25 protein-coding genes are annotated in these 25,781 nt (G+C 69.7%); 6 read left to right on the top strand and 19 right to left on the bottom strand.

The features are described 5' to 3' along the window. Positions 1–15: 15 nt before the first annotated feature. From LR393_RS21520 to LR393_RS21495, 6 genes are all read right to left on the bottom strand, one after another. Entirely contained in the window at positions 16–645 is a 630-nt protein-coding gene (locus tag LR393_RS21520; RefSeq protein WP_231485933.1) for a class II aldolase/adducin family protein, read from the bottom strand. Beyond that, positions 645–1,616 carry a carbohydrate kinase family protein gene (locus LR393_RS21515; RefSeq protein WP_231485932.1) on the bottom strand — a complete coding sequence of 324 codons (972 nt, stop codon included), beginning with the start codon at positions 1,614–1,616 and terminating at the stop codon, positions 645–647. Before LR393_RS21515 ends, LR393_RS21520 begins: the two co-directional genes overlap by 1 nt. An 85-nt stretch (positions 1,617–1,701) precedes the next feature. Beyond that, positions 1,702–3,315 carry an ABC transporter ATP-binding protein gene (locus LR393_RS21510; RefSeq protein ID WP_231485931.1) on the bottom strand — a complete coding sequence of 538 codons (1,614 nt, stop codon included), beginning with the start codon at positions 3,313–3,315 and terminating at the stop codon, positions 1,702–1,704. 5 nt (positions 3,316–3,320) lie between these two features. After that, complete coding sequence (locus LR393_RS21505) at positions 3,321–4,193, bottom strand: ABC transporter permease (RefSeq protein ID WP_231485930.1); 873 nt, start codon at positions 4,191–4,193, stop codon at positions 3,321–3,323. Positions 4,194–4,197: 4 nt separating this feature from the next. Beyond that, a complete protein-coding gene (locus LR393_RS21500; protein WP_231485929.1) occupies positions 4,198–5,208 on the bottom strand; it encodes an ABC transporter permease in 1,011 nt (336 codons plus the stop codon). An 88-nt stretch (positions 5,209–5,296) separates the two neighbouring features. After that, the gene (locus LR393_RS21495) at positions 5,297–6,931 is read right to left on the bottom strand and encodes an ABC transporter substrate-binding protein (RefSeq protein ID WP_231485928.1); all 1,635 of its coding nucleotides are present in this window, start codon (positions 6,929–6,931) and stop codon (positions 5,297–5,299) included. 292 nt (positions 6,932–7,223) lie between these two features. Between LR393_RS21495 and LR393_RS21490 the strand changes: the two genes are divergently transcribed. Next, on the top strand, positions 7,224–7,904 hold the full coding sequence (locus LR393_RS21490) for a TetR/AcrR family transcriptional regulator (protein WP_231485927.1): 681 nt from the start codon (positions 7,224–7,226) through the stop codon (positions 7,902–7,904). Between the two features lie 34 nt (positions 7,905–7,938). Here the strand turns inward: LR393_RS21490 and LR393_RS21485 are convergent, their stop codons facing one another. Then, positions 7,939–8,709 (bottom strand): maleylpyruvate isomerase N-terminal domain-containing protein, encoded by a 771-nt coding sequence (locus LR393_RS21485; protein WP_231485926.1) that lies wholly within the window; start codon positions 8,707–8,709, stop codon positions 7,939–7,941. Positions 8,710–8,880: 171 nt separating this feature from the next. On the opposite strand from LR393_RS21485, the gene pnuC reads away from it, so the two are divergent. Next, on the top strand, positions 8,881–9,549 hold the full coding sequence (gene pnuC, locus LR393_RS21480) for a nicotinamide riboside transporter PnuC (RefSeq protein ID WP_231485925.1): 669 nt from the start codon (positions 8,881–8,883) through the stop codon (positions 9,547–9,549). Here the strand turns inward: pnuC and LR393_RS21475 are convergent, their stop codons facing one another. The 4 genes from LR393_RS21475 to LR393_RS21460 form a co-directional block, all read right to left on the bottom strand. Continuing rightward, complete coding sequence (locus tag LR393_RS21475; protein ID WP_231485924.1) at positions 9,550–11,163, bottom strand: tetratricopeptide repeat-containing diguanylate cyclase; 1,614 nt, start codon at positions 11,161–11,163, stop codon at positions 9,550–9,552. It abuts the gene before it with no gap. 105 nt (positions 11,164–11,268) lie between these two features. Next, positions 11,269–12,030, bottom strand: coding sequence for a class I SAM-dependent methyltransferase (locus tag LR393_RS21470; RefSeq protein ID WP_231485923.1), 762 nt, complete (start codon positions 12,028–12,030; stop codon positions 11,269–11,271). A 19-nt stretch (positions 12,031–12,049) separates the two neighbouring features. Next, positions 12,050–12,490: an NUDIX hydrolase gene (locus LR393_RS21465; protein WP_231485922.1), complete on the bottom strand. Its 441-nt coding sequence runs from the start codon at positions 12,488–12,490 to the stop codon at positions 12,050–12,052. Positions 12,491–12,509: 19 nt separating this feature from the next. Further along, positions 12,510–12,989, bottom strand: a complete 480-nt coding sequence (locus LR393_RS21460; RefSeq protein WP_231485921.1) for a DUF1203 domain-containing protein — start codon at positions 12,987–12,989, stop codon at positions 12,510–12,512. A 238-nt stretch (positions 12,990–13,227) separates the two neighbouring features. On the opposite strand from LR393_RS21460, the gene LR393_RS21455 reads away from it, so the two are divergent. Next, positions 13,228–14,268, top strand: a complete 1,041-nt coding sequence (locus tag LR393_RS21455; RefSeq protein WP_231485920.1) for an isopenicillin N synthase family dioxygenase — start codon at positions 13,228–13,230, stop codon at positions 14,266–14,268. A 380-nt stretch (positions 14,269–14,648) separates the two neighbouring features. On the opposite strand, the gene LR393_RS21450 is transcribed toward LR393_RS21455, so the two are convergent. The 4 genes from LR393_RS21450 to LR393_RS36555 all read right to left on the bottom strand — a co-directional run bounded on the left by LR393_RS21450 (position 14,649) and on the right by LR393_RS36555 (position 19,015). Further along, the gene (locus LR393_RS21450; RefSeq protein ID WP_231485919.1) at positions 14,649–15,452 is read right to left on the bottom strand and encodes an HpcH/HpaI aldolase/citrate lyase family protein; all 804 of its coding nucleotides are present in this window, start codon (positions 15,450–15,452) and stop codon (positions 14,649–14,651) included. Next, complete coding sequence (locus tag LR393_RS21445; RefSeq protein WP_231485918.1) at positions 15,449–15,919, bottom strand: MaoC family dehydratase; 471 nt, start codon at positions 15,917–15,919, stop codon at positions 15,449–15,451. Before LR393_RS21445 ends, LR393_RS21450 begins: the two co-directional genes overlap by 4 nt. A gap of 147 nt (positions 15,920–16,066) precedes the next feature. Next, the gene (locus LR393_RS21440) at positions 16,067–17,608 is read right to left on the bottom strand and encodes an acyl-CoA carboxylase subunit beta (RefSeq protein WP_231485917.1); all 1,542 of its coding nucleotides are present in this window, start codon (positions 17,606–17,608) and stop codon (positions 16,067–16,069) included. Positions 17,609–17,845: 237 nt separating this feature from the next. Next, entirely contained in the window at positions 17,846–19,015 is a 1,170-nt protein-coding gene (locus LR393_RS36555) for an acyl-CoA dehydrogenase family protein (protein ID WP_331282968.1), read from the bottom strand. A gap of 144 nt (positions 19,016–19,159) precedes the next feature. On the opposite strand from LR393_RS36555, the gene LR393_RS21430 reads away from it, so the two are divergent. From LR393_RS21430 to LR393_RS21420, 3 genes are read left to right on the top strand one after another with little or no spacing between them, the layout of a single operon-like run. Then, the gene (locus tag LR393_RS21430) at positions 19,160–20,299 is read left to right on the top strand and encodes a thiamine pyrophosphate-dependent enzyme (RefSeq protein WP_231485916.1); all 1,140 of its coding nucleotides are present in this window, start codon (positions 19,160–19,162) and stop codon (positions 20,297–20,299) included. After that, entirely contained in the window at positions 20,296–21,273 is a 978-nt protein-coding gene (locus LR393_RS21425) for an alpha-ketoacid dehydrogenase subunit beta (RefSeq protein ID WP_231485915.1), read from the top strand. Before LR393_RS21430 ends, LR393_RS21425 begins: the two co-directional genes overlap by 4 nt. After that, on the top strand, positions 21,273–22,583 hold the full coding sequence (locus LR393_RS21420; RefSeq protein ID WP_231485914.1) for a dihydrolipoamide acetyltransferase family protein: 1,311 nt from the start codon (positions 21,273–21,275) through the stop codon (positions 22,581–22,583). Before LR393_RS21425 ends, LR393_RS21420 begins: the two co-directional genes overlap by 1 nt. Before the next feature lie 98 nt (positions 22,584–22,681). Here the strand turns inward: LR393_RS21420 and LR393_RS21415 are convergent, their stop codons facing one another. From LR393_RS21415 to LR393_RS21400, 4 genes are all read right to left on the bottom strand, one after another. Next, complete coding sequence (locus LR393_RS21415; protein WP_231485913.1) at positions 22,682–23,413, bottom strand: cation transporter; 732 nt, start codon at positions 23,411–23,413, stop codon at positions 22,682–22,684. Next, positions 23,413–23,745, bottom strand: coding sequence for an ArsR/SmtB family transcription factor (locus LR393_RS21410; protein ID WP_231485912.1), 333 nt, complete (start codon positions 23,743–23,745; stop codon positions 23,413–23,415). Before LR393_RS21410 ends, LR393_RS21415 begins: the two co-directional genes overlap by 1 nt. A 523-nt stretch (positions 23,746–24,268) precedes the next feature. After that, a complete protein-coding gene (locus LR393_RS21405) occupies positions 24,269–24,679 on the bottom strand; it encodes a nuclear transport factor 2 family protein (RefSeq protein ID WP_231485911.1) in 411 nt (136 codons plus the stop codon). Further along, complete coding sequence (locus LR393_RS21400) at positions 24,676–25,674, bottom strand: NADP-dependent oxidoreductase (RefSeq protein WP_231485910.1); 999 nt, start codon at positions 25,672–25,674, stop codon at positions 24,676–24,678. The genes LR393_RS21405 and LR393_RS21400 overlap by 4 nt, the downstream gene beginning before the upstream one ends. Between the last annotated feature and the right edge of the window lie 107 nt (positions 25,675–25,781).

Genomic DNA, 25,781 nt, shown 5'->3' with positions numbered 1-25,781 from the left:
GTTATTGAAGAAAGGTCAGTTCTGCCCGTAGGACAGGCGGCGGGCCTGGGCCAGGACGTCGTCCAGGTCGCCGGGGGTCAGCAGCGCCGGCTCACCCAACGGCCGCGCCGCCAGGTAGATCTCGCAGAGCCACTCGGTCATCTCGGCGTGCTCCACGGCCTCGTCCAGCGAGGTGCCGCAGGCCACCGAGCCGTGGTTGCGCATCAGGGCGGCCCGGGCGCCGTTCCCGACCGCCGCGCCGACCGCGTCCGCCAGCTCCCGCGACCCGAAGGTGAAGTAGCCGACGGTGGGCACCCGGCCCCCCAGCCGCAGGAGGTTGTAGTGGATGAGCGGGATCTCCTGCGCGACGAGACCGACGGCCACGGCGGCCTTCCCGTGGGTGTGCACGATCGCGGTGTCGCCCGAGCGCCGGTAGACGCCCAGGTGCAGACCGGTCTCCGACGAGGGCCGCTCACCCTCGAGCAGTTCCCCGTCGAGCCCGACCACACTGATGTCGTCGGCCGTCGCGACCTCGAACCGCAGGCCGCCCCGGGTGATCAGGATCCGGTCGTCCACGCGCACACTGATGTTGCCGGCGCCGCCCACGGCCACGCCCCGCGCGGCCACGTCGCGGCAGGTGGCCGCCAGCTTCTCCCGCGGGTCCATCACGAGACCAGCACGGCGATGCGGTCGGCGGCCTGCGGGTCCTGGCCCCGCACGACGTCGAGAACCCCGGCCAGGTCGACGATCCCGGCGTCGGAGCCGAGACCGGAGGCGACCAGGGAACCGCACGCGCACCCGATCAGGGCCGCGTCCTCGACCCGGCAGCCGTGCAGGATCCCGGTGATCATGCCCGCGTTGAACGAGTCACCGCAGCCGGTGGTGTCCACGACCGTGGTGGCGAACGCCGGCACGGTCACGTCGGGCACCCCCGGGCGCACCAGCAGGGCGCCCTCCCCTCCCTGGGTGACCGCCACCCCACCCACGCCCCGATCGACCAGGGAGCCGGCCGCGTCCGAAAGCTCTTGATGGCCAGTGAGATTCCGCAACTGATCGTCGTTGGGCATGAGCCAGTCGATCAGCGGCCAGAGGTCGGCCAGGCTCTCCAGCATGGCCGTGTCACCGCCGTGCAGGAAATCGACGAACACCTTCACCCCACCGGCCCGCACTGCGCGCAGCCGGTCCAGGCCGGCCGGCTCCAGCAGCGCCGGCATGGTCTCGGGACCTCCGAGAAGCACCGCCCCGCAGGAGGCGATGGCGTCCCAGTCCACATCGTCCACCCGCAGGCTCGCGGTGGCACCGAGCACGTGCAGGGAGGGGCGCTCGCCGTTGGGCCGGATCGGCAGGATCGTCGAGGAGGTCAGCTCACCGGGACGGCTGATCAGCCCCCGGGTGTCGACCCCGAGCAGGTCGAGCTGCGAGCGCAGGTAGACGCCCAGCCCGTCGGCGCCCACGGCCGCGAACGAGGAGACCTCCCACCCGAGTTTGGCCAGGTCGACCGCGGCGCCGCCACCGGTGCCGGCGACCGTCATCCGGATCTCCTCGAGCAGGACTCCTCCCTGTCCGGGAGGTATTTCGGTGACCGGGCGGCCCAGCACATCGACGATGTGAGGACCGAGAACGGCGATACGGGTCATGTGATCGTCCCAGGAAGTTGTGCGGATGTCCGACATAAAATGAGGACGGGTGGACGCGCCCCTCACCCGAGGGGCGCCTCACGCCTCAGGGGCGCCCGGTCGGGATCGCGGCCAGGAGGGTCTTGGTGTACTCGTGCTGCGGATTCTCGAAGATCTGCTCCGGGGTGCCGCTCTCGACCACCTGCCCGGACTTCATCACGTGGATCTGGTGGCAGATCATCCGCACCACGGCCAGGTCGTGGCTGATGAACAGGTAGCTCAGGCCCAGCCGGGCCTGCAGGTCGACGAGCAGTTCCAGGATCTGGGCCTGCACCAGCACGTCCAGCGCCGAGACCGCCTCGTCGAGCACGACCAGCTCGGGTTCCAGGGCCAGGGCCCGGGCGATCGCCACCCGCTGGCGCTGACCACCGGAGAGCTCGTGCGGGTAGCGGGAGGCGTACGAGGGATCGAGGGCCACCTGTTCCAGCAGCAGCGTCACCCGCTCACCGCGCTGCGCCGGGGTGCCGACCTCGTGCACGTCCAGCGGCTCACGGATGGCCTCACCGATCGTCTGCCGGGAATCCAGGGCCGCGTAGGGGTTCTGGAACACCGGCTGGACCTGGCGGCGGAACGACTTCAGCTTGCGCCCCGAGAGCCGGGTCACGTCGTCCTTCCTGAAGTAGATGTCGCCGGCGCTGGCGTCCTCCAGGCGCAGGATCATCCTGGCCGTGGTCGACTTGCCCGAGCCGCTCTCCCCCACGATGCCGACCGTCCGGCCCCGTGGGATCCGGAAGCTGACCTTGTCGACCGCCCGGAAGGTCCCGGCCCGGCCGAGGATTCCCGAGCGCGTCGGGTAGTCCCGGGTCAGGGCGGCCGCCTCGACCAGGGGGGCGCTGTCCTTCTCGGTGGGCCCGGAGACCAGGGACTTCGTGGTGAGGCTCGGGGCCGCCGCGATCAGCCGGCGGGTGTACTCGTCCTGCGGGCTCTTCAGCACCTCCGCCGCCGGGCCGGACTCCACGATCGCACCGCGGTTCATCACCACCACGTGATCGGCCCGCTCGGCGGCCAGCGCCAGGTCGTGCGTGACCATGATGACCGCGGTGCCCATCGAGGCGGTCAGCGAGGAGAGCTCGTCGAGGATCTTCTTCTGCACGGTCACGTCGAGGGCCGAGGTGGGCTCGTCGGCGATCAGGAGCCTGGGCCGGCAGGCCAGCCCGATCGCGATCAGCACCCGCTGGCGCATGCCACCCGAGAGCTCGTGCGGGTACTGGCCGTAGCGGCGTGCGGCGTCGGGAATGCCGACCATGTCGAGCAGTTCGATCGCCCGCCGCCTGGCCTCCGTGCGCCCGGCCACCCGGTGGATCGTGAAGACCTCGCTGATCTGGCGGCCGACGCTCAGCAGCGGGTTCAGGTTCGACATCGGGTCCTGCGGCACCAGGCCGATCTGCCGGCCGCGGATGCCGCTCATCTGCCGCTCCGACAGGGCCAGCAGGTCGGTGCCGGCGAAGGTGACCGAACCCTGGGTGACCCGGCCGTTCCCGGCCAGCAGCCGGTTCAGCGCCGAGGTGAGTGTGGACTTGCCCGAACCGGACTGCCCGACCAGGGCGACGGTGGCCCCGGCGGCGACGCTGAGACTGGCCGAGCGCACCGCCTCGACGTCGCCCCGGGAGGTACGGAAGACGACGCTCAGGTCGCGGATCTCGAGGAGATTCGTGGTCACGGGGTTCACCGGGTCCTTGTCTTCACGTCGAGCACGTCACGCAGGCCGTCGCCGAGGAAGTTCACGGCCAGGACGATCGACACCATCGCGACGCCCGGGCCGGTGGCGATCCACCACTGGTAGAAGTTCGAGGCGCCCTCGGTGATCATGGCGCCCCACTCCGGCGAGGGCGGAAGGGCGCCCAGGCCGAGGAAACTCAGCGAGGCGATCATGATGATGACCGTGCCCAGGTCGATCGTGGCGCTCACGATGACGGGGGTCAGCGAGTGCGGGACGATGTGCTTGAACAGGGTCTTCCACGGTCCCAGCCCGATCGCCCGGGCTGCGGTGACGTGTTCGCGTTCCTTGAGGGAGAGCACCTGCCCGCGCATCAGGCGGGCGTAGATCGGCCACCAGACGATCACGATGGCGATGAAGGCGTGCCACAGGCCCGGGCCGAGCGCGGCGGTGACGGCCATCGCCAGCAGGATCGAGGGGAAGGCCATCACGATGTCGGCCAGGCGCATGACCAGGGCGTCGAGGATGCCGCCGAAGTAGCCGGCGATCGCGCCGACCAGCGAGCCCACGACCACCGAGATGACGAGGGTCAGCACGGCGAGCGGGATCGACTGGCGGGCGCCGTAGAGCATGCGGGAGAACACGTCCCGGCCCAGGGTGTCGGTGCCGAGCCAGTGGGCGCCCGAGGGTGCCTGCAGACGGGGGCCGGAGGCCGCCATCGGGTCGTGCGGGGCCAGGACGCCCGCGAGGACGATGACCAGGAGCCACAGCAGTACGACGACGGATCCGCCGATGATCTGCGGACGCAGGAACGGCCGGAGCCGGGAGGCGCGGCGAGTGCCCGGCGGGGAGCCGGCGGCGATCGTGGAGTCGGTAGACATGCGCTCAGAGCCTCACTCGGGGGTCGATGATCGCGTAGGCGATGTCGGTCACCAGGTTCGAGACCAGGAAGATCACTCCGCCGACCAGGCAGACGCCGGTGATGGCGGGGAAGTCCAGCGACCGGGAGGCCTCGACCGCGTAGGTGCCGATGCCGTTCCAGGTGAAGATCGTCTCGACCATGACGGCGCCCATGATGAGCATGCCCACCGAGATGCCGACCACGGTGATGACGGGGGTGATCGCGTTCTTCACCACGTGCCGGTTCGTCACCTGCGAGGGGGTCATGCCCTTGGCCCGGGCGGTGCGCACGAAGTCGGAGCTCTGTTCCTCCAGCACCTGGGCGCGCACCATCCGGATGACCGTGCCCAGCAACGGCAGGGCCATCACGATCGAGGGCAGGATCAGGTGGCTGAGGGCGTCGGAGAACAGCGGGAAGTTGCCCACCAGCAGCGAGTCGACGGTGTACATCCCGGTGAAGTGCGGGGGCGGGTCGACGCGGGAGGACAGGCGTCCCGGGCCGGCTGCGATGCCGAGCCGGGCGTAGAACACGAACAGCAGGAGCAGGGCCACCCAGAAGACCGGGGTCGAGGAGCCGACCAGGGCCACGGTGCGCAGGGCCCCGTCCAGCAGCCGCCCGTTGTTGCGGGCGGCCACGACCCCGAGCACGATGCCCAGGACGACGGCGATGATCAGGGCGAACAGCGCGAGTTCGAGCGTGGCCGGCAGCCGGCTCGAAAGGTCCGACGCAACGGGCTCCTTGGTGCGGAACGAGGTTCCCAGGTCACCGTGCAGCAGGTTCCCGATATAGATGAAGTACTGCTGGAGCAGGCTCTTGTCCAGGCCCCAGCGCTGCGTCGCGGCCGCCACCACGTCGGCGTTGCCGAGGTTGCGGGTGCCCACGATCGAGGCGAGCGGGTTGCTGGAGATCGAGTGCGACAGGAAGAACGCGATCGTGACGATCCCCCAGAGCAGGAGCGGCATGATCGCCAGTCGCTTGAGTGTGTATCGAAGCATCGGTACCTGCTGTTCGGGCGCTTTGCGGATGGGGCGATCAGGGCGACCGATGAGGGACGCCGGCCACGGCGTCCCTCATCGGGTCGGTTCAGTCGGTGAACTTCAGCTGCCGCAGGTCGATGTTTCGGGTGACGTGGTAGTTGTTCCCGCTCACGTTGCTGCCGCCGGCCAGGATCACCTGCGGGTTGACGACCGGCAGGATGATCGCGTCGTCGATCATGTCCTGGCCGAGTTCGGAATAGGTCGCCGCGCGGGCGTCGCCGGTCTCGGTCAGCGCCTTGGCCACGCCCTTGGTCTCCCTGGTGTTCTCGGACAGGCCCGAGTAGCCCAGCCAGGAGGCACCCTTCGCCAGCGAGAAGTACTGGAAGTACTGCACGGCGTCGGGGTGGTCGGGCGCGAAGTAGACCGCGGTGAGCGGCAGTTCGCCCGCACCGAACTTGGTGCCCCAGGCGGTGTAGTCGAGCGGGTTGAGCGTCAGCTCGATGCCGGCCTTCTTCATGCTCTGCTGGATCGACTGGAACATGGTGCTGAAGTTGACGCCGTAGATGGTGAACGTCGGGTAGGTGGCCTCGAGCTTGAGGTTCGACGCCCCGGCCTCGGCGAGCAGGGCCTTCGCACCCTCGGGGTCGTAGGTGGGCACGTCCAGGCCGTCCGAGCCCTCGAAACCGTTGGGGATGGCCGAGGCCTGCTTCGAACCCTGGCCGGCCACGGTGGCGTCGATGACGGTGTCGTAGTCGATGGCCTTGCGCAGCGCCTCGCGCACCCGCTTGTCGTCGAGTGCCTTGGGCGCGTCGGCGGCACCCGGGCTGATCCCGAGGTAGACGTAGTTGTAGGTGGGAACCACCTCGGAGGTGAGACTTTCGTCGCTCTTGACCTGGTCGAGCGTGTCGAAGCTGAGCTGCATGGCCACGTCGATGTCGCCCTGCTGGAGCTGCTGCAGCTGGGTGGAGGCGTCCGGGACGTCCTTGATGACGACCTTCTTGAAGTTGGGCTTGTCGTCACCCCAGTAGTTCTTGTTCTCGCTCAGGACGAGCTGCGAGCCCTCCTCGTAGGAGGTCAGCACGTACTGGCCGGCCCCGGCGGAGTTCTTCAGGAACCACTGCTCGGCCTTGTCCGTCTTCGCGGCGTCCTTGTCGGCCGTGGCGCCGTTCTCGATCGCCACGTCGGAGTTGATGATGCCCGTGTAGCCGGCCGTCACGACGTTGAAGAACGCCGAGTTCGGGGCGTCCGTCGTCACCACCACGGTCGCGGCGTCGGGGGCCGCGACCTCCTTCACACCCGCCATGAAGTAGCTCGGGTCGCCCTTGAGGTTCGCCAGGCGCTCGAACGACCACTTCACGTCCTTGGCCTCCACCGGTGAGCCGTCGGAGAACACGGCATCGGGGTCGAGATGGAAGGTGAACTCGGTGTTGTCGTCGTTCGCCTCCCACTTCTGCGCCAGCAGGGGCTGCAGGTCACCGTCGGCGGTGGTGGCCGCCAGCAGCGTGTCGTACACCGCGCCGTTGTAGATCTGGCAGGAGTCGCACAGCGAGCGCTCCGGGTCGAGCGTCGAGACGTCCATGGAGCGCCCGAGGATGATCTCCCCGGAGTCGCCGCCCGAGGAGGAGGCAGCCGGGGCCGAGCAGGCCGCGAGGGCCATCAGCGCCAGGGCCGCCGCGGCCGCGCCCAGCGTGCGGCGCCCACGACGAATCGGCCGGTGGGCGAACAGGGTCTTGTGTTGCATGGGCTTCTCCTGGTGGGGGTGGAGTGCTGCGGGACCGGCGGGCAGGCCGGTCGCACGACCATGCGCGCCGCACGAGACACCGCTGTCTGCCCCCTCACCAGGGGCGGAACGCAGGGACGCAGACATGGGTGGAGCTCCTCGATCGACCGGGGTGGACGGGCGCTAGTTTTTATTGCGGATGTACGAAATAATTTCCGGGTGCGTAACGCCCGTGTAAATCCCTTCTCGGCGAAAGCTGTGATTTGGTCCTGGGTAGTACGGTTCGACTGCCGGCGCTGTGAGGAGCTCCCTGATGCCCAAGATCGTCGATCATGAAGAGCGCCGCACCGAGGTCCTGAACGCGACCTGGCGGGTCATCGGCCGTTACGGCCTCGAGGGCGCCACCGTGCGCCGGATCGCGGACGAGGCCGGATACTCCAACGGAATCCTGCAGCACTACTTCCAGAACAAGGAAGACATCCTGATCTCCGCCCACCAGCTGGCGTTCTCGCGGGCGGGTGAGCGAATCGCCCGGGTGACGGCCGACCGCACCGGCCTGGAGGCGTTGCGGCGGGCGCTGTTCGAGGCCCTCCCCCTCGACGCCGAGGGCGTTCTCGAGGCGCAGGTGGATGTCAGCTTCCTGGGGTACACGGTCGGCAACGCCCGGCTGCGCGAGATCCGGCGGGTCTCGAACGAGGGTTCACGCCGGCAGTGGGCGGGTTTCGTCGAGGCGGCGCAGGCGGTCGGCGACATCGACGCCGACGACGACGGCGCCCTGATCGTCGACGACCTGATGGTCCTGATCGACTCGCTGTCGGTCGCGGCGATCATCGAGCCCGGCCGGATGACCGCCGAGCGCCAGATGCTGCTGGTCGACCGGTACCTGCTGCGGATCGCCACCGGGCCCGAGGTCCTGGCCCGGCTGATTCCCGATCGTAAACCGTTGCGCCGTCAGGGTTCGGGCCACAAAGCCCTAGCCGGCCGCAGCAGCTGAGCGGCGGTTATGCCCGAAGAAGGCGTAGCGCGCGCTACGCCGACCAGTCCCACGTGGTGACCTGGTCGACGATCTTCCGGTCGCCGTCGATCACCAGGGTCTCGATGGAGATCCGGTCGAACAGGAACAGCATCAGGTCACTCGCCGCACCCCGGATCCGGACCCCGGCGGCGCTCTCGGTGCCGTCGTTGCGCGTGATCCTGGATCCCTCGACGGACAGGTGCTGGCGCCAGGAACGACCCTCGGTGACCTCGTAGTCGATGGTCGCCGGCTCGTGCGGCCAGGCGATCGTCGTGGTCGAGCAGCAGGTGAACAGGAACTCCTCGACCCCGTCGACCGCGATCTGCGTCGGCAGCGGCTGCGGCCCGCCGACCGCGACCTGCGCGTCGTAGGTGTGCATCGAGATCTCGTGGAGCTGGTGCCGGGCCACGGCCCCGGTGGTCAGCGGTGTCTGCGAATCGCCCCACCACGACCAGCATCCGCGATCCGGGCCGGTCTCGACCAGCGCGTCCAGCAGCTCCTGGCACGACTGAGCCAGCCACTCCACCAGAGCCTCGGGCTCGCGCGGGGCGGCCGGGGTGCCGCTGAAGGGAACCCGGCCCGTGCCCGAGGGCCCGGCGGCGACGGTGGAAGCCCAGGAGCGGCGCCCCTCACCGATGTGCGCGGCCAGGTCGAACAACGTCCATCCGGGACAGGTCGGCACCTGCGCATCGAGGTCGGGCGCGGACGCGATGACCGACCGGAAGGCAGCGTATCGCTCGTCGAGCAGCCGCAGCAGGTCGGTGAAGTTCAGGGTGGCGGGCACGCCGGATGTCTACCACCAGGTACCGACAACCCGACACTCATTTTCCGGGCGCCGCCCTGTCCTGTCAGTGATCAGGCCAACCGCCCCCGGAATGCCGAGCCGGACCCTCCGGTTAGGGGTGGCGTGCGCGTCCGTGAACGCTCACCCGGGAAGATCGGCGAAGGGGACAAAGTGGGCCTGATCCACTGGCTGTTCGACGCGCAGCTGGTCATCGGCAGCCAGACCATTCTCTGGCGGGAGATCCTCGGCAACGTCTTCGGGCTGCTCAGCGCCCTGGGCGGGATGCGCCGCAAGGCCTGGGCCTGGCCCGTCGGCATCGCCGGCAACGCCCTGCTGCTCACCGTCTTCCTCGGCGTCGCGTTCGGCACCCCCAACCCCGTCAACCTGCTGGGTCAGGCCGGTCGTCAGATCATGTTCATCCTGGTCTCCGCCTACGGCTGGTGGGCCTGGACCCGCCGCCCCGACGAGGCCGGCACCGTGATCGAGCCGATCTGGGCCTCCTGGCGCACCCGGGCCCTGCTGGCCGCCGGAATGGTGGGTGGCACCCTGCTGCTCACCCCGGTCTTCCGGGCTCTGGGCTCCTACGAGCCGGTCTGGAGCGACGCCTGGATCTTCGTCGGCTCCGTCCTCGCGACCTACGGCATGGCCAAGGGCTGGGTGGAGTTCTGGCTCATCTGGGTCGCCGTCGACGTCGTCGGCGTCCCCCTGCTCTTCTCCGCCGGCTACTACGCCTCGGGCCTGATGTACGCGTTCTACGGCGTGTTCACGCTGACCGGCTTCTTCGTCTGGAAGCGCCGCAACGCGGTGCTGCGGCCCAGCGTCGAGACGGTGGGTGCCTGATCAGCGGTAGACGCTGATCCGGTTGCGCCCCTGCGACTTGGCCAGGTACAGCTGCTTGTCGGCGCGGCCCAGCAGCACCGTGTAGGTATCCCCCGGCACCCGGGTCGTGACGCCGGCACTGAAGGTGATCCCCCGCCCGGGGGTGACGCCGCTCCAGTCGTGGTTCTGCACGGCCAGGCGGGCCTGCTCGACGATCCGGGCCGCCTGCGCCCGGTCGGCGGTGACCAGCACGAGCAGGAGTTCCTCGCCGCCCAGCCGGGCGACGAACGATCCGCTGTCCCCGCCGGGCACGCTCTCTTCCAGCAGCAGGCCGATGGTCTGCAGCACCCGGTCGCCGGCCTCGTGCGAGAACTCGTCGTTGACCGACTTGAAGTGGTCCAGGTCCACCAGCGCGACGGTCAGCTCACCGCGAGGACCGGGTTCCTCCAGCAGTTCGCCCAGCCGCTCGTGCACGTAGAGCCGGTTGCGCAGGCCGGTCAGCGGGTCGCGCCGGGCCTCCTCACGGTAGCGGGCGGCCTCTTCCCGTGCGGTCAGGGTCTCGAAGAGGGCCTGCCGAATCCGGGCCTGGGCCTCCCGCCGCCGCGACAGCAGGTCGGCGTCGGCGGCCACGAACTCCTTGAGCATCTCGTAGGCCGCACGGTGATCGCCGAGCTCGGCCCGGACATCGGCCTGTTCCCGCAGGATCTGGTTCTTGCACCGGTCGTAGCCCTCCGCGGTGCAGGCCCGCCGGGCCCGCTCCAGCGTGATCCCGGCGGCCGGCAGATCGCCCAGCGCCCGCTGCACCACGGCCAGGGTGAGCAGGTAGTACGGCCCGGCGTCGGCGGTCTGGAAGTCGACCTGACCGGAGGCGTCCACGGACTGCTGTGCGACCACGGCGGCCAGCACCGGGTCACCGGCCATCAGGTGGATCCGGGCGATGGTGTCCAGACCGGCGGCACCCAGAGGATGCCCGTACCGCTCGCTGAGCGACCACAACTGCCGGGCCCCGGCCAGGGCGTCCTCGACCCGCCCGTCTTCCAGCGCGGAGAAGGCCCGGTTGTTGGCCACCAGCAGATGCATCTTCGGGTCGCCGTTTGCCAGCTCCTCGGCCTGACCGTAGTAACGCACCGAGTCTTCCTGGTCGCCCAGGTCGTGCAGGAGGTCGGCGGTCTTGGTCAGCACCCGCACCCGCAGCGGCAGGGGAATCTCCGGGGTGAAGGCCGCGGTCGCGTCCAAGGTGCGCTGCAGGGCGGTCGGCTCGTCCCCGAGGTCGTTGTAGACGAACGCCTTGAGCAGGTACGCGCGCACCTGGTTGTCGGCGGACAGCGGGGCCCACCGGTCGCAGGCCTGATTGATGAGGGTCACCGCGGCGGCCAGCTCACCGCTGCGCTGGTGCCCTTCGGCCTGGCACAGCAGAGCCCCCGCCACGGCCTCCCGCAGGCCCAGGGCCTCGGCGCGCTCTTGCAGGTCCCGCGCCCGGTCGATCGTCACGGCCGGCTCGGAGGTGACGAGTCGCTGCAGGTCGGACAGCTCGGCCAGGATCGCGGGCGAAGAGTCGTCCGCATGAGCCCGGCGCATCCGGATCATGAAGGTCGCCCGGTCGTGATCGGTGCGGGATCCCTGCACCTGACCCATGACCTCGTGCCTCCGCCGACCGACATCTCTGCATACGAATCTTCTGCAACGTTTGCATAGTGTTGCAGCCTCGCGCCTGCCCTGGAACCCGTCCGGGCTAGCCGGTTACTCACCCTCCCCAGGGAGCCGGGCGAGCAGCATGAAGGTGTTCGGCAGACGTCCCTGCCAGGCGGCTGCCTCGGCCCCCTCCGGGCGCCAGAACGGCTCCGCGTGCTCGGACAGGTGAACGAGGCGCAGACCGGCGGAGACGACGGCGGTGACGATCTCGCCCAGCGTCCACTGCCACTCCACGGCCCCGTCGGCCGGGAAACTGTCGTTGACGAAGGACCGGGCGAAGTAACTGCGGTCGGCGCGGACGCGGGGCTCGTCGGGGTCCCAGTTCCACAACGGCACCGCGGGATGCGACTCGTAGACGAACAGATGGCCACCCGGGCGCAGCAGACGAGCGGCATCGCGGGCCCAGGCCTGGATGTCCCGCATCCAGATCAGGGCGCCCTTGCCGGTGTAGACGAGGTCCGCGCACCCGTCGGCCAGGGGCACGCCGGGCACCTCGGCCACCAGGTACCGGCAGGCCAGATCCAGTTCGTCGGCCCGGCGCTGCGCGGCCCCGGTCGCCACCCGGCTGAAGTCCACCCCCACCACCGAGCGGGCCCCGGCCCGGAGCAGACCCACGTCTTCCAGGCCGTGGCCGCTCTGCAGGTGCACCACGGCCGGTCCCGGCCGCAGCACATCCGTCAGCCGGTCCCGTTCCCGGCCGAACAGCGAGCCGCCCTCCCGCGCCTGTCTCAGCAGGTCGTCGTACTCGCGAACATGCTTGTACGAGGCTCGTTCCCACACCGTCCGGTTGCGCTGCACCTGAAGGTCCATCCCCGGATTGTGCGACGTCTCAGATCAGGTCGGCCAGGGATTCGGGGTAAATGATCTCCGCGGTGCTGCGCAGTTCCGCGGCCGACCACCAGCGAGCGTCGGTCAGGGTGTCGCGTTCCACGGCGGTCCAGCCGGAACGGTCGAGGTCGGCCGGGGCCTGCTCCAGCCGCACCCGGTAGAACACCTCGTGCTGCCGGTAGGGCTTGCCCATGAACCGGAAGTCCGCCGTGCGCTCGTGCACGATCGGGCCCAGCTCACCGACGACGAACCCGGTCTCCTCGCGCAGTTCCCGCGCGGCCGCAGCCCATGTGCTCTCCCCCGGATCCACCCCGCCACCGGGCGTCATCCACCACAGCCCGGCCTCCGGATCGCCCGGATCGCCGCCCTGGAACAACAGCACCCGCCCGTCCGGCCCGACGAGAATGACCCGGGCCCCTTCTCGGTTGATCACGTCGTCCATCAGGCCATGTTCGCACCGCTCAGGCGGTCACCGCGTAAAGGAAACACTGGGGTTTCAGCGTGCGCACGTGCACGGTGGCGACGTCGGGTTCCGCGAGCAGCCGCCCGATCACCGGCTCCAGGTCGGCCTCGTCGAGGACCACGGTGTTGTGCTCGTAGTTCATCGTGTCGTCGGCCCGGTAGGTACGCAGCACCCCCGGCCCCTTCGACAACTGCACGGGCAGCCGGTCGTCCACCGGGTAGCCCTCGCACCGCTCGGCATGGAAGTAGACCGGCCCGACCTCGGTCCACACCGAGGCATGGTCGAAGGGCGCGTAGGACATCAGGATGATCGGCTCACCCGCCTCGGCGTAGCGCAGGCAGCAGCGCAACGGTTCACCCTCTCCCTCGGCGGCGAAGACCTCGAGCCGGTTGCCGTGCCCGTCCGTTCCGGCAGCGCGCACGGCGTCCAGACGCAACGGGTCGACAGCGGCTATGCGCAGGGTGCCTGTGGTGTTCATTCCGAGATCGTCACACGCCCCCTGATCGCTGCGCTGGCAGCAATCCGACATCGCGCTCAGGCGCGGGAGAATGCCCGGTCCAGATCATCGGCGACCATGGGTGTCAGGCGAAACCTCACGGCAACCCCGGCGGGTTAGCCTCGACGCCGCCCGAGTTCAACGGACAGCGAGACCCCCACGGGTCGGGAAAGCGGACACCTCCGGGCACCGATGCCACCCGCGCCCGAAGGAGATTTCCGTGAGCACGTTCCAGGTCCCCACCGTCGACATCACCCCCTACGTCACCGGCGGCACCCCGCCGGACCGGGCGGCCGTGGCCCGGCAGATCGACAGTGCCTGCCGCGAGATCGGTTTCATCCAGATCCGCGGGCACGGTGTCTCCCCCGCCGTCGCCGACGGCCTGGCGAGCGCGATCGACGACCTGTTCGGGCTGCCGCTGGAGACCAAGAGGCAGTGGGTGCGCCCGCCGGCGGAGAACCGGGGCTACACGCCGCCGAAGTCCGAGTCGCTCGCCCTGAGCGCGGGGGTGCAGTCCTCGACGCGGATGAAGGATTTCTTCGAGGCGTACAACGTCGGGGCGAGCGTGTCCGAGCACCCCGGTGACCACCTGCTCGAGGCGCACTACGCCGAGAACACGTGGCCCGACGTCCACCATTTCCAGCAGCGGGTGGACGCGTGGCGCACCGGGGCGGGCCGGGTGGCCCGCACGATGACCACGATATTTGCGGACGCGCTCGGGCTCGCCTCCGGTTTCTTCGAGGGGATGACCCGGCATCCGATCGAGGTGCTGCGGATGAACAACTACGCGCTGCCCGACGGGATGACGGTGCAGGTCGACGACGACCTGATCGGGATGGGCGAACACACCGACTACGGCATCGTGACGATTCTCTGGGCCGACCGTTCCCCGGGCCTGCAGGTGCTGCACGGTGGCCGGTGGCACGACGTGAGCCCGGCCGAGGGTGCGCTCCTGATCAACCTCGGCGACCTGACCACCCGCCTGACCAACGAGCAGTGGCTCTCCACGCTGCACCGGGTCAAGCCCCCGATCGTCGACGGCACGATCCGCCGGCGCCGCTCGGCCGCCTACTTCTTCGACGGCGACGCCGAGGCCACGATCGGCCCCCTCCCCACCTTCGTCGACGACGAGCACCCCGCGCTGTACACGCAGGTCACGGTGGACGAGCACATCCAGGCCAAGCTCGCCGGTTCCCGGGCCGGAATCCTCAACCCGGGCGCGGTGCGGGAGGCCGGCCGGGTGCTGCAGTCGCAGGAGTAGCGCCCCTCTAACGCGGTGGCCAGGAACGTTCGCCTCCTTGCGTTCGCGATCAGGCAAACCTTCCCCGGCGAGGTGGGGGCATCTCCCAGCCGGAGGCTGGTGATTGCGTGATCAGGAACAGCCGGGTCTGGGCGTAACGCTCGCCAGTGTGAGCGCCGAGCACCTCTGGCGGTGAGGCATGCGTCCTGGCGAATCTCACGCAGCCGTACGCCGAGCGCCTTGCGGGACTGGCTAGCCGAACTGGAGGGGCTCGTAGTCACGATGCGGTACTGCCAGGGGCCAGACGGCGTCGAAAGCGCTGCGGCGCAGCATGATGGCCAGTGCCAGGAGGATGAGGACACAGCGAACGTTCTGCCAAGGATGCGGCTGCCGGGCGATCCTCAGACCCGGCCCGCCCGCCGCACCAGGGTCTCGGCGTGGCGCAGCAGGGGTGCGTCGATCATGCGGCCCTCGAAGGTGAACACCCCGCCCTCGTCCCGCGCGGCCTCGAGCAGGCGCCGGGCCCGGTCCAGGTCGGCCGCCGGCGGCTGATAACCCTTACGTACGACCGGGATCTGGCTGGGATGGATACAGGCGGTGCCGTCGAACCCGACCGCTGCGGCCTCGACCACCTCGGTGCGCAGCCCGGCCAGATCTTTGATGTCCAGGTGCACCGCGTCGAGCTTGAACCGGCCGAAGGCCGCGGCAGCGATCAGCACGGCTGAGCGGGCGGCGATTGCGACGTCGCGGTAGCTGCCGTCGGTGCGCCGGCTGCTGGTTCCGCCCAGGGCCGCCACCAGGTCTTCCGCACCCCACATCAGGCCCACGGTGTTTCCCGCCGCCGCGATGGCCGCCACTTCCACGACGCCGCGCGGGGTCTCGATCAGGGCCACCACGTCCAGCCGGGCCAGGGCGGTGACCTCGCCGGCGGACGAGGTCTTGGCCAGCATCACCGTGGAGTAGCGGGTGTGCCCCAGAGCGGCGAGGTCGAGGGCGTGCTCCGGGGAGGATGCCGGGTTCAGCCGCACCACCGTGGTAACCGGGTCGAGCGGATGGTCGATGAGCGCCTGCCGGGCGTAGACCTTCTCGGCCGGAGCCACCGCGTCTTCCAGGTCCAGCACCACGACGTCGGCCGCCGCGGCCGCCTTCTCGTACCGCTCCGGCCGGTCGGCCGGACAGAACAACCACGCCGGACCGTAACTCACAGCTGCCTCCGCACCAGGGTCGCCCGGGTGGCCTTCGCGACCACCACGTCCTGCTGGTTGCGCCCCACGTGCTCCAGGCTCACGATGCCCTCGCCCGGTCGGGAGACCGAGGCACGCTTGGAGAGCACGATGGTGGACGCATAGAGCGTGTCCCCGATGAACACCGGCTCGGGAAAAGAAATCTCGCTGAACCCGAGGTTGGCCACGAGCGTGCCCTCGGTCAGCTGGGCCACCGAGAGGCCCACGATCGTCGACAGCGTGAACATCGAGTTGACCAGCCGCTGCCGGAACGGCTCCTGGGTCGCGGCGAAGGCGGCGTCCAGATGCAGCGACTGGGTATTCATGGTCAGGGTGGTGAACAGCACGTTGTCGGCCTCGGTGATCGTGCGGCCGGGCCGGTGCCGGTACCGGGTGCCGACCTCGAACTCCTCGAAGTACAGCCCCCGCTGTTCGATCTCACGCGTCACGGCGCATTCCCAGGGCTCGTTGGCGCCCTCGGCGCCAGGTGCGTAGGTGGTCGGGTGAGTGATTGAGGACGTTGTTGAGCCTAGGCACAAGAGCTGTCACCAGGGCGGCGATCTCGGTGGGCGAGGCCGTTCCCCGCACTTCGAGGTTCATACCGGCCTCACCCCGTGATGCTTCTCCACCCGTTGCCGCACCTTGCCGGCGAGCAGACCCAGGCGCCGGGCCAGCTCCGGGCGCAGGGCGCCCGGATCGACCACGGCGTCGATGACCAGCTCCGAGGCCAGACGCAGCAGGTCGACGTCGGCCTCGTACTCCTGTTTGCGGGCGGCGACGAACGCGGCCCGCTCGGCCTCGTCGTCGATCTCGGCGATCCGGTGGGCGTAGACGGCCTGCACCGCCGGGTCAGGCCCCATCACGGCGATCCGGGCCGTGGGCAGGGCCAGACAGGCGTCCGGCTCGAAGCCCGGACCGTTCATCGCGTACAGCCCGGCGCCGTAGGCCTTGCGCACGATCACCGAGATCTGCGGCACGGTCGCCTCGGCCACCGCCGTGATCATCTTGGCGCCGTGCCGGATGATGCCCTGCCGCTCGACCTCCTGGCCGATCATGAACCCGGGCACGTCGGCCAGGTACACCAGCGGCAGGTTGAACGCGTCGCACAGCTCGACGAAACGCGCGCTCTTGTCGGCCGAGTCCACGAACAGCACCCCGCCGCGCACGGCCGAGTTGCTCGCCACCACCCCGATCGGCATGCCCTCGATGCGGCCGAACCCGGTGACGATCTCGGCCGCGAACGACGGCTTGATCTCGAAGAAGCTGCCGTCGTCGACGATGCCGTCGATCACGGTGTGGATGTCGAACGGCACCTGCTCGGCCGCGGGCACCGTCGTGTCGTCGAGCTCGCGGGCCGGGGCCAGGGGCTCGGTCTCCGGTGCGGGCTCCCGCCAGCAGGTGGGCAGGTAGGAGAAGAAGTCCCGGGCCAGCTCGATCGCGTCCGCGTCGTCACTGGCCAGAAGATCACCGCAGCCGGAGATCTCGGTGTGCATCCGGGCTCCTCCCATCTCCTCCAGCGTGACGCTCTCGCCGACGGTCACCTCGGCCATCCGGGGCGAGCCCAGGTACATGCTGGCGTTACCGTCGACCATGACGACCACGTCGCAGAACGCCGGGATGTAGGCTCCGCCCGCCGCCGACGGCCCGAACAGGCAGCAGATCTGCGGCACCTTGCCCGAAAGCTTCACCTGGTTGTGGAAGATCCGCCCGGCACCCCGCCGCCCGGGGAAAAGTGCCACCTGATCGGTGATCCGGGCCCCGGCCGAGTCGACCAGCCAGAAGATCGGCAGCTCCTCGACCAGCGCCCGCTCGGTGATCCGCACGATCTTCTCCACCGTGCGCGCACCCCACGAACCAGCCTTCACCCCGGTGTCGTTGGCCACGACCAGCACCGGTCGACCGTCCACCAGACAGGCTCCGGTGACCACCCCGTCCGCCGGCAGACCCGCCGCCAGCGCGTTGGCGAGCTGCCCGTCCTCGACGAACGTCCCCGCGTCCGCAAGCAGGTCAATTCTCTCGCGGACATAGAGTTTCCCGGCCCGGGCAAGCTTGGCAGCTCCCGCCGGGGTGGGCGCGAGGGTGGCGGCGCGGGCGTCCTTCAACGAGGCGTGCCCGCGCTCGGCGAAGTCATCAGCCATCAGTGCCCCTCTCTGTACCGGTGTCACCTGGTGCGATGGACGAGAAGGCCAGCCGGCCCTTCGAGGGCCCGGGTATCTGGAGCGGAGGTCGGCAGTTGTGTACACCTGGTACATCCGGTACCGGATGTACCAGGTGTACACAACGATCGAGGGCCCCGGTGTGTGAAGGCCCTCCGGGGAAGGGGCGAGAGGTGACGTCCGCCGCCAACGCATCGCTGAACCCGTTCGTTCGTCGCACTACTCGACGTTCAGCCCGAGACCCCGGCTGATCACCAGCCGTTGCACCTCCGACGTACCCTCTCCGATCTCGAGAATCTTCGCGTCGCGGTAGAAGCGCGCGACCGGGTACTCCTCCATGAAGCCGTACCCGCCGAAAACCTGGGTGGCCGCGCGGGTCGCGTCGACCGCGGCCTCGCTGCTGAACAGTTTCGCCATGGCCGCAGCCTGTTTGACCACCTTCGAGGGTGCGCCCTCGTCTTTCAGCGACGCGGCCCGGTAGGTCAGCAGCCGGGCGGCCTCGATCGAGGTGGCCAGGTCGGCCAGGCTGAACGCGACCGCCTGACGGCTGCCGATCGGCCGGCCGAAGGTCTGGCGTTCACCGGCGTACTTCAGCGCGGCCTCCAGACAGGCCCGGGCCAGCCCGAGGGCCAGGGCCGAGATGGCGATGCGCCCGTCGTCGAGAATGGCCAGGAACTGGTGAAAGCCGCGGCCCTGCACACCGAGCAGGTTCTCGATCGGCACGCGCACCCCGTCGAGGGTCAGGGGGTGGGTGTCCGAGATGCGCCAGCCCAGCTTGTCGTAGGCCGGACCGGCCGCGAAACCCGCTGTGCCGGAGGGCACCAGAAAGGTCGAGATGGAGCCGTCCTCGTGCCGGGCGGTCACCGAGACCACCGACGTGATCGAGCTGCCCGAGTTGGTGATGAACTGTTTGGAACCGTCGATCACCCACGCGTCCCCGTCGCGACGCACCCGGGTGCGGGTGCCGCCGGCGTCGGAGCCCGCGCCCGGCTCGGTCAGCCCGAACGCCGCCAGCGACCGCCCGGCCACCAGATCGGGTAGCCAGCGTTCCTTCTGGGCGTCGTCACCGAAGGTCAGGAGGGGATTGATACCCAACCCGACGCCCGCCGAAAGAGTGATTCCCACCGACTGGTCGACGCGTCCCAACTCTTCGATGGCAACGCACAGACTGGTGAAGTCACCCCCCGCGCCGCCGTACTTCTCCGGGGCGACCAGCCCGAACAGCCCCAGATCGCCCATCTTGTGCACCAGGTCGACCGGGAAGTGATGGGTGCGATCCCATTCGGCGACGTGAGGGGCGACCTCCCGTTCGGCGAACGCCCGCACACTACGACGGAAGTTCTCGTGATCGGCCGAGAGCTCGAAGCGGCCAGCTCGTTCTGGGTCCACGAAGTCAAGGTACCCAGATCACGTTGCCGCGGGCTACATTGTCCGTGATTCACCTCACCCACGGTGGATCACGGACTCATCCGCGGGTCCCGAGGCGGCCACCCATCGTCCCGGGATCCAGCACCTGACCTGGTGGAGGATGCAATGACGCACGATGAGCACGTCGGCGACCCGTCGAGAACCGGGGAGCCTGCCAGCCTTCTGGCGCCCGACGGCGCCCTGAAGACATCCTCCGAGACATCCTCCGAGGCATCCACCGAGGCGCTCTGGGACACGTCCCTGGAGGTCACGGCCGAGCTGGTCCGCGACCTGTACCGCTGGATGCGCCTGACCCGCCGCCTCGACTCCGAGGCCTTCTCCCTGCAGCGCCACGGCGAGCTCGGCCTCTGGGCGCCGAGCCTGGGCCAGGAGGCCGCGCAGGTCGGGTCGATCACCGCGCTGAGACCGACCGACTACGTCTTCCCGAGCTACCGCGAGCACGCCACGGCCCTGGTCCGCGGGGTCACACCGGCGCAGATGCTGGAGCAGTGGCGCGGCATTTCCGGCTGCGGCTGGGATCCGGCGGCCCTTCACCTGCATGCCTACACCGTGGTGCTGGCGGCCCATCTGCCGCACGCCACCGGGTACGCGATGGGGGTGCAGCGCGACGGGACCGACGAGGTCGTGACCGCCTACCTCGGCGACGGCGCCACCAGCCAGGGCGACGCGAACGAGGCGTTCAACTGGGCGGCGGCCTGCCATGCGCCGGTGTTGTTCTTCGTGCAGAACAACCAGTACGCGATCTCCACCCCCACCCGGCTACAGATGCGGACCCCGATCCACCAGCGGGCCAGGGGTTTCGGCCTGCAGTCGTTCTTCGTCGACGGTAACGACGTGCTGGCCGTGCACGCTGCGACGCGCCAGGCGGTCTCCCAGATCCGGGCCGGCGGCGGGCCCGCGCTGATCGAGGCGGTGACCTACCGCACCGGCCCGCACACCAGCTCCGACGACCCCACGCGCTACCGGGATCAGGCTGAGGCCGACGCGTGGGCGTCGCGCGATCCCCTGGCCCGGGTCGAGAAACTTCTGGACGCGCGGGACTGGTGGACGCCTGCGTGGCGCCTCGGTCTGGACGCCGAGTGCGAGCGGCTGGGCGCTGATCTGCGCTCGGCGGTGCAGAGTTTCGGCCCGGTCGAGCTGGACGGGCTGTTCGACACGGTGCTCGGTGGGCGCTCCGCACTGCTGGCGGAGCAGAAGGCCGGGTACGCCGACTACGTCGCGGCCTACGAGGAGGTGTCGTCATGACCCGGCTGAGTCTGTCCGCGGCACTGAACTCCGGGCTGCGACACGTGCTGGAAGAAGACCCGAAGGCGATCGTGATGGGGGAAGACGTCGGCCCGCTGGGTGGCGTGTTCCGGGTGACCGACGGCCTGAGCAAGGATTTCGGCGCCGAGCGGGTCATCGACACGCCCCTGGCCGAGTCGTCCATCGTCGGCACGGCCATCGGTCTGGCCATGCGCGGCTACCACCCGATCTGCGAGATCCAGTTCGACGGGTTCGTCTACCCGGCGTTCAACCAGATCGTGTCGCAGCTGGCCAAGATGCGCGCCCGCACGGCCGGTCACGTGCCGCTGCCGGTCGTCGTGCGGATCCCGTGCGGTGGGGGCATCGGTGCGGTCGAGCACCACAGCGAGAGCAACGAGGCCTATTTCGCCCATACCTCCGGGTTGCGCGTGATGATCTGCTCCGACCCGCAGAGCGGGCACTACCTGCTCCGGCAGGCCCTGGCCTGCGGTGACCCGGTCATCTTCTACGAGCCCAAGCGCCGGTACTGGGAGAAGGGCGAGGTGTCCGACGACCTTTCCCTGGCTCCCGCGTTCGACCGGGCCGTGATCGCGCGGCAGGGTTCCGACGCCACGGTGGTCTGTTACGGCGGCATGGTCGCGACCTGCCTCGAAGCAGCCGGTTACGCGCAGGAAGAGGGCCGTTCGCTCGAGGTGATCGACCTGAGATCGCTGTCGCCGCTGGACCTGGACACGGTGTGCGCCTCGGTGCGGAAAACCGGGCGCTGCCTGGTGGTGCACGAGGCCCCGGGCTTTGCCGGGCTCGGCGCGGAGGTGGTCAGCGGGGTCACCGAACGCTGCTTCTACCACCTGGAGGCGCCGGTGCTGCGGGTCACCGGTTTCGACCTGCCCTACCCGCCGGCGAAATACGAGAACCAGTACCTGCCCGACGCCGACCGGGTGCTGGCCGCGATCGACAAACTCCTGGAGTTCTGATGGGATCGGTTGCTGCCCAGCGATTCCGGTTGCCCGACGTGGGCGAGGGCCTGACCGAGGCCGAGATCGTCACCTGGCGGGTGGCCGTCGGTGACCAGGTGGCCGTCAACGACCCCCTGGTCGAGATCGAGACCGCCAAGTCGCTGGTCGAACTGCCCTCCCCGTACGCCGGGGTGGTCGGCGAACTGCTCGTGGCCGCCGGTGAACTGGTACCCGTCGGCACGCCGATCATCACGATCACCGAGGATGGGCCGATGGACGAACCCATCGGCGTGCCCGACGACGAGAAACCCCCGTCCACACTGGTCGGGTACGGACCCAGCCACAGCCGGGGGCGAGCCCGCCGGCGTCCACCATCGAACGGGCGCAACCCGGCCCGACCGCCCGAGGAAACCACCCCGGCACCCGCACCGACGGAAGCGACCCCGGCGGCCGACCCGACCGCCGGCGTCCCCCCGCGTCCTCTGGCGAAGCCACCCGTGCGCAAACTGGCCAAGGACCTCGGCATCGATCTCGCGTCGCTCGCGGGCACCGGTCGCGACGGTGTGGTGACGCGTGAGGACGTGGTGGCAGCGTCGGTGCCCCCGGTACCGGCGATCGTGGCGGCTGTGGTGGACGGGGACGAGCACATCCCCGTGCGAGGGGTGCGCGCGGCCACGGCCGCGGCGATGACGGCGAGCGCGTTCACCGCCCCGCACGTGACGGTGTTCCACACGGTGGACGTCACGAAGTCGGTGAAACTGGTCGGGAAACTGCGGGCGGACAAGGCTTTCGAGGGCGTGCGGGTCACCGTGATGCTGCTCGCGGCGCGGGCCCTGTGCCTGACCGCACGCGAGTTCCCCGATCTGAACGCGACGTTCGGGGACCAGGAGATCCTGCGGCACCCGCGTATTCATCTGGGGGTGGCGACGGCGGCCGCGCGGGGCCTGCTGGTACCGACGATCGAGGACGCGGGTGGTCTCGGGCTGCCCGCCCTCGCCCGGGAGGTCACCCGGATGACGGAGCTGGCCCGCTCCGGTGCGGCGAGCCCGGCCCAGTTGTCGGGCAGCACGATCACGCTGACGAACATCGGTGTGTTCGGCGTCGATTCGGGCACCCCGATCCTGAACCCGGGCCAGAGCGCGATCCTGTGCCTGGGCTCGGTGCGCCAGACCCCGGCCGAGCACCAGGGCCGGATCGCGCTGCGGTGGACGACGCAGCTGGCGATGTCGTTCGACCACCGGATCATCGACGGGCAGCAGGGTGCTCAGGCGCTGGCCCGGATCGGGGCGATCCTGCGCGACCCGAAGCGGGAGCTGCTGCTGGCCTGACATTCTGACGACCGGGCCGGCGATCCGCCGAATCGCGCGCCGGCTGACGGTGAGGGCCGGAACCAGGGGCGCGTCGGTGCTGGGTGAGAACGAGATGCTCAGGAACAGCAGGTGCAGCCCGGGCTGCAGCCGCAGGTACCGCTGTTCGTGTCCGACGTTCCGCTCTGGCGATCTGGGCCGAAGGCCAGAGCTGTGGTGGGAGGGCAGCAGTCCTGGCCCTGCCAGGCGCTGATCCCCTCGCGAACGGCTACGGCCGCGATCACCAGGGCCGCGATCGGGTCGGCCCAGGACCACCCGAGCAGAGTGTTGGCCAGCAGGCCGAGCAGCAGGACCGCGGACAGGTACGTGCACAGCAGGGTCTGCTGGGAGTCGGCGACGGCCGAGGCCGAGCCGAGCTGACGGCCGGTGCTCCGCTGGGCGTACGACAGGACGGGCATGATGGCCAGAGACACGGCGGCCAGAACGATTCCGATGGTCGAAGGGCTGCTCTCGCCGGTACCGGTCAGGGTCCGGACCGCGTCGAGCGTGACGAAACCGGCCAGGGCGAAGAAGGACAGCGCGATCACCCGCAGGGCGGTGTGCTCACGGGCCTCCCGCACCGTGTGGTCCCGGGCGGAGAACTGCCAGGCCACCGCGGCCGCCGAGGACACCTCGATCACCGAGTCCAGCCCGAACCCGAGCAGGGCGCTGGAGGACACGGCGGCCCCGGCCGACAGGGCGATGATCGCCTCGACCACGTTGTAGGTGATGGTCGCGGCGACCAGCAGCCGCACCCGGCGGGTCAGTAAGGCCCGGCGCGCCGGGGAAGGGCCCAGCTCGATGAGACTCATCAGCAGCAGTCCTTCCCGGCGCCGGAAGCGGTGCAGGCCTCGGGATCCACGGCCAGGACCACGTCGAGCAGTTCGGTCAGGGCGTGCGCGAGGTGGCTGTCGGACAGTTCGTACCGCACCCGCCGGCCCTGCGGGACGGCGACGACGAGGCCACATCCCCGCAGGCAGGCCAGATGATTCGACAGCGACTGCCGGGACACCCCGATCCCCTCGGCCAGGTCGGCCGGGTACGCCGGTGCCTGGCGCAGCGCCAGCAGTATCTGTGACCGGGTCGGATCCGACAGCGCAAACCCGAACCGCGTCAGCACCTGACCGTGCGTCGCGACCTCCATGCCTCGACAGTACACGCAAAGATGTATTCATCCATCGATGTATCAAGGGCCGACATCGCCGAGCACACCGGCTGGGACGTGCGCCTGAGCGGGCTTCCTGCGCAGCCGGGCCGGGCCCACAGACTTGGACCCGCCGGCCCCGCCCGCTGAAGGCACACCCAGAAGGGCGACCAGATCGCGTTCTCAGTTGCGGATGGTGTTCGCTGATCACAGCGGCGGTGGCCTTGCCATCGGCCGCCCGTGCGGACCCCGCCACCACGGGAACCCAGCCGTCAGCCACCAGAGCAGCAGTTCCCGCGAGAGCAAGCGGACGGTTTCGGCGCAGGGTCCTGCGGACTTCTCCAAGAGAACACAGCTACGAATGCGTCACACAGTGTCGCAACCAGGCGCCTGGCGCCGTTTGATCCACATATTGCCTGGCGATCACCCCTGTTCGAAGGACGCCGCCGTCTTCGGTGACATCGGCGTCATCGTGAACCGACCCGGACGGCCGGTGACCCGCGGGGCACCGGCCGTCCCGTCGTCACCCGGCGTTCTCCATCCCGAGAACCAGCTGCGCGATGCGCCATTCGCCACCTGAGGCCCGCAGCGAGAACCGGTAGGAGCCGGTCGTGACGACCCGGGAGTCCGACGTCATCAGCAGGTAGGCCCGGGCCGCAGCCGTGTCGGGGCCTTCACCGTTCACGACGACGTTGCTCAGGTAATGGCGGCTCCGGTCGGTCTGCGTGGTCCACGACTCACGCACGAAGCCGAGCACCGCCTCGCGCCCGGCGACCGGGCCGAGGTCACCCTGGCCGGCCAGCGTGAAGTTCCAGGAGACATCCTCGGTGAGAACGCTTTCCAAGGCGGCGGCATCCTGGTCGTCCAGGGCCAGAGCGTAGCGGGCCAGCGCCTCCTGGACGGCCAGGCGCTGGGACGCCTCCAGGGCACTCATGCGACGGTCAGCACGATCTTGCCCCGGATGTGCCCCTGCGCCGCCCGTTCGTGGGCCGCGGCTGCGTCCTCCAGAGCGTAAGTGCTGTCGACGCCGACGCGCAGCACGCCCTTCTCCAGCAGGCCGGCGAGCTGCGCCATCTGCTCGCCGCTGGAGCGCACCTGGGTGCTGGATACCGAGATGCCCAGCCGGGCGGTCTCTTCGGGATCGACCTGGGCGAAGAACACCGGGAACAGCGCTCCGCCCCGGCGGAGGACGGGCAGGAACCGGCTGCTCGCCGGGCCACCGACCGTGTCGAGCACGAGATCGACGTCGTTCACGACGTCCTCAATCGTGATCCTGGTGTAGTCGACGTACTCGTCGGCGCCCAGGTCACGCAGGAACTGCTCGTGACCGCCCGAGGCGACCGCGATGACGCGGGCGCCCTTCCACTTCGCCAGCTGCAGCCCGAAGTGACCCACTCCCCCGGCGGCCCCGTTGACCAGCACCGTCGAACCCGGGCCGAAGGGCACCGGACGATGCGGCTGCGGCTGGAACGGCGAGGGCGCGTCGTGCCCGAGCTCGATCAGGAACTGCCAGGCGGTGAGCGCCGCCATCGGGGCACCCGCGGCGTGCACGTGGTCGATCCCGGCCGGCTTGATCGCCAGCTGCGACGCCGGGGCGGCCACGTACTCGGCGTAGGCGCGGCCGTCGATGCCCGGGAAACGCAGCATGCCGAACACCTCGTCACCGACGGAGAAACCCTCCACGTCCGGGCCGAGCGCCTCGACCACCCCCGAGACGTCCGTTCCCGGGATCACGGGCAGGTCGAACTTCGGCATGATCTCCGGAGGCAGCTCGGCCGCCATGCCCGTGCGCAGGTACCAGTCCGGCGGATTGACGCCGACGGCGTGGACGCGTACGAGCACCTCACCCGACTGCGGGACCGGAACCGGGACCTCCTCGTACCGCAGAACCTCGGGGCCGCCGTACTCGTGCAGGCGAATCGCCTTCATTGCCTTCTTCTTTCCTCGTCGCAACCGGTGCCACGAGTCAAACCCGCAACCCCCCGGCCCGTCCAAGACCTGTTTCGCACCCCGCCATACCGAAAGCGCATGGGGGT

It is taken from the genome of Kineosporia mesophila (genome assembly GCF_021129235.1).
GTDB lineage: Bacteria > Actinomycetota > Actinomycetes > Actinomycetales > Kineosporiaceae > Kineosporia > Kineosporia mesophila.
Note: the sequence above shows the minus strand (reverse complement) of the source record. Positions and strands in the feature narration are given on the sequence as shown.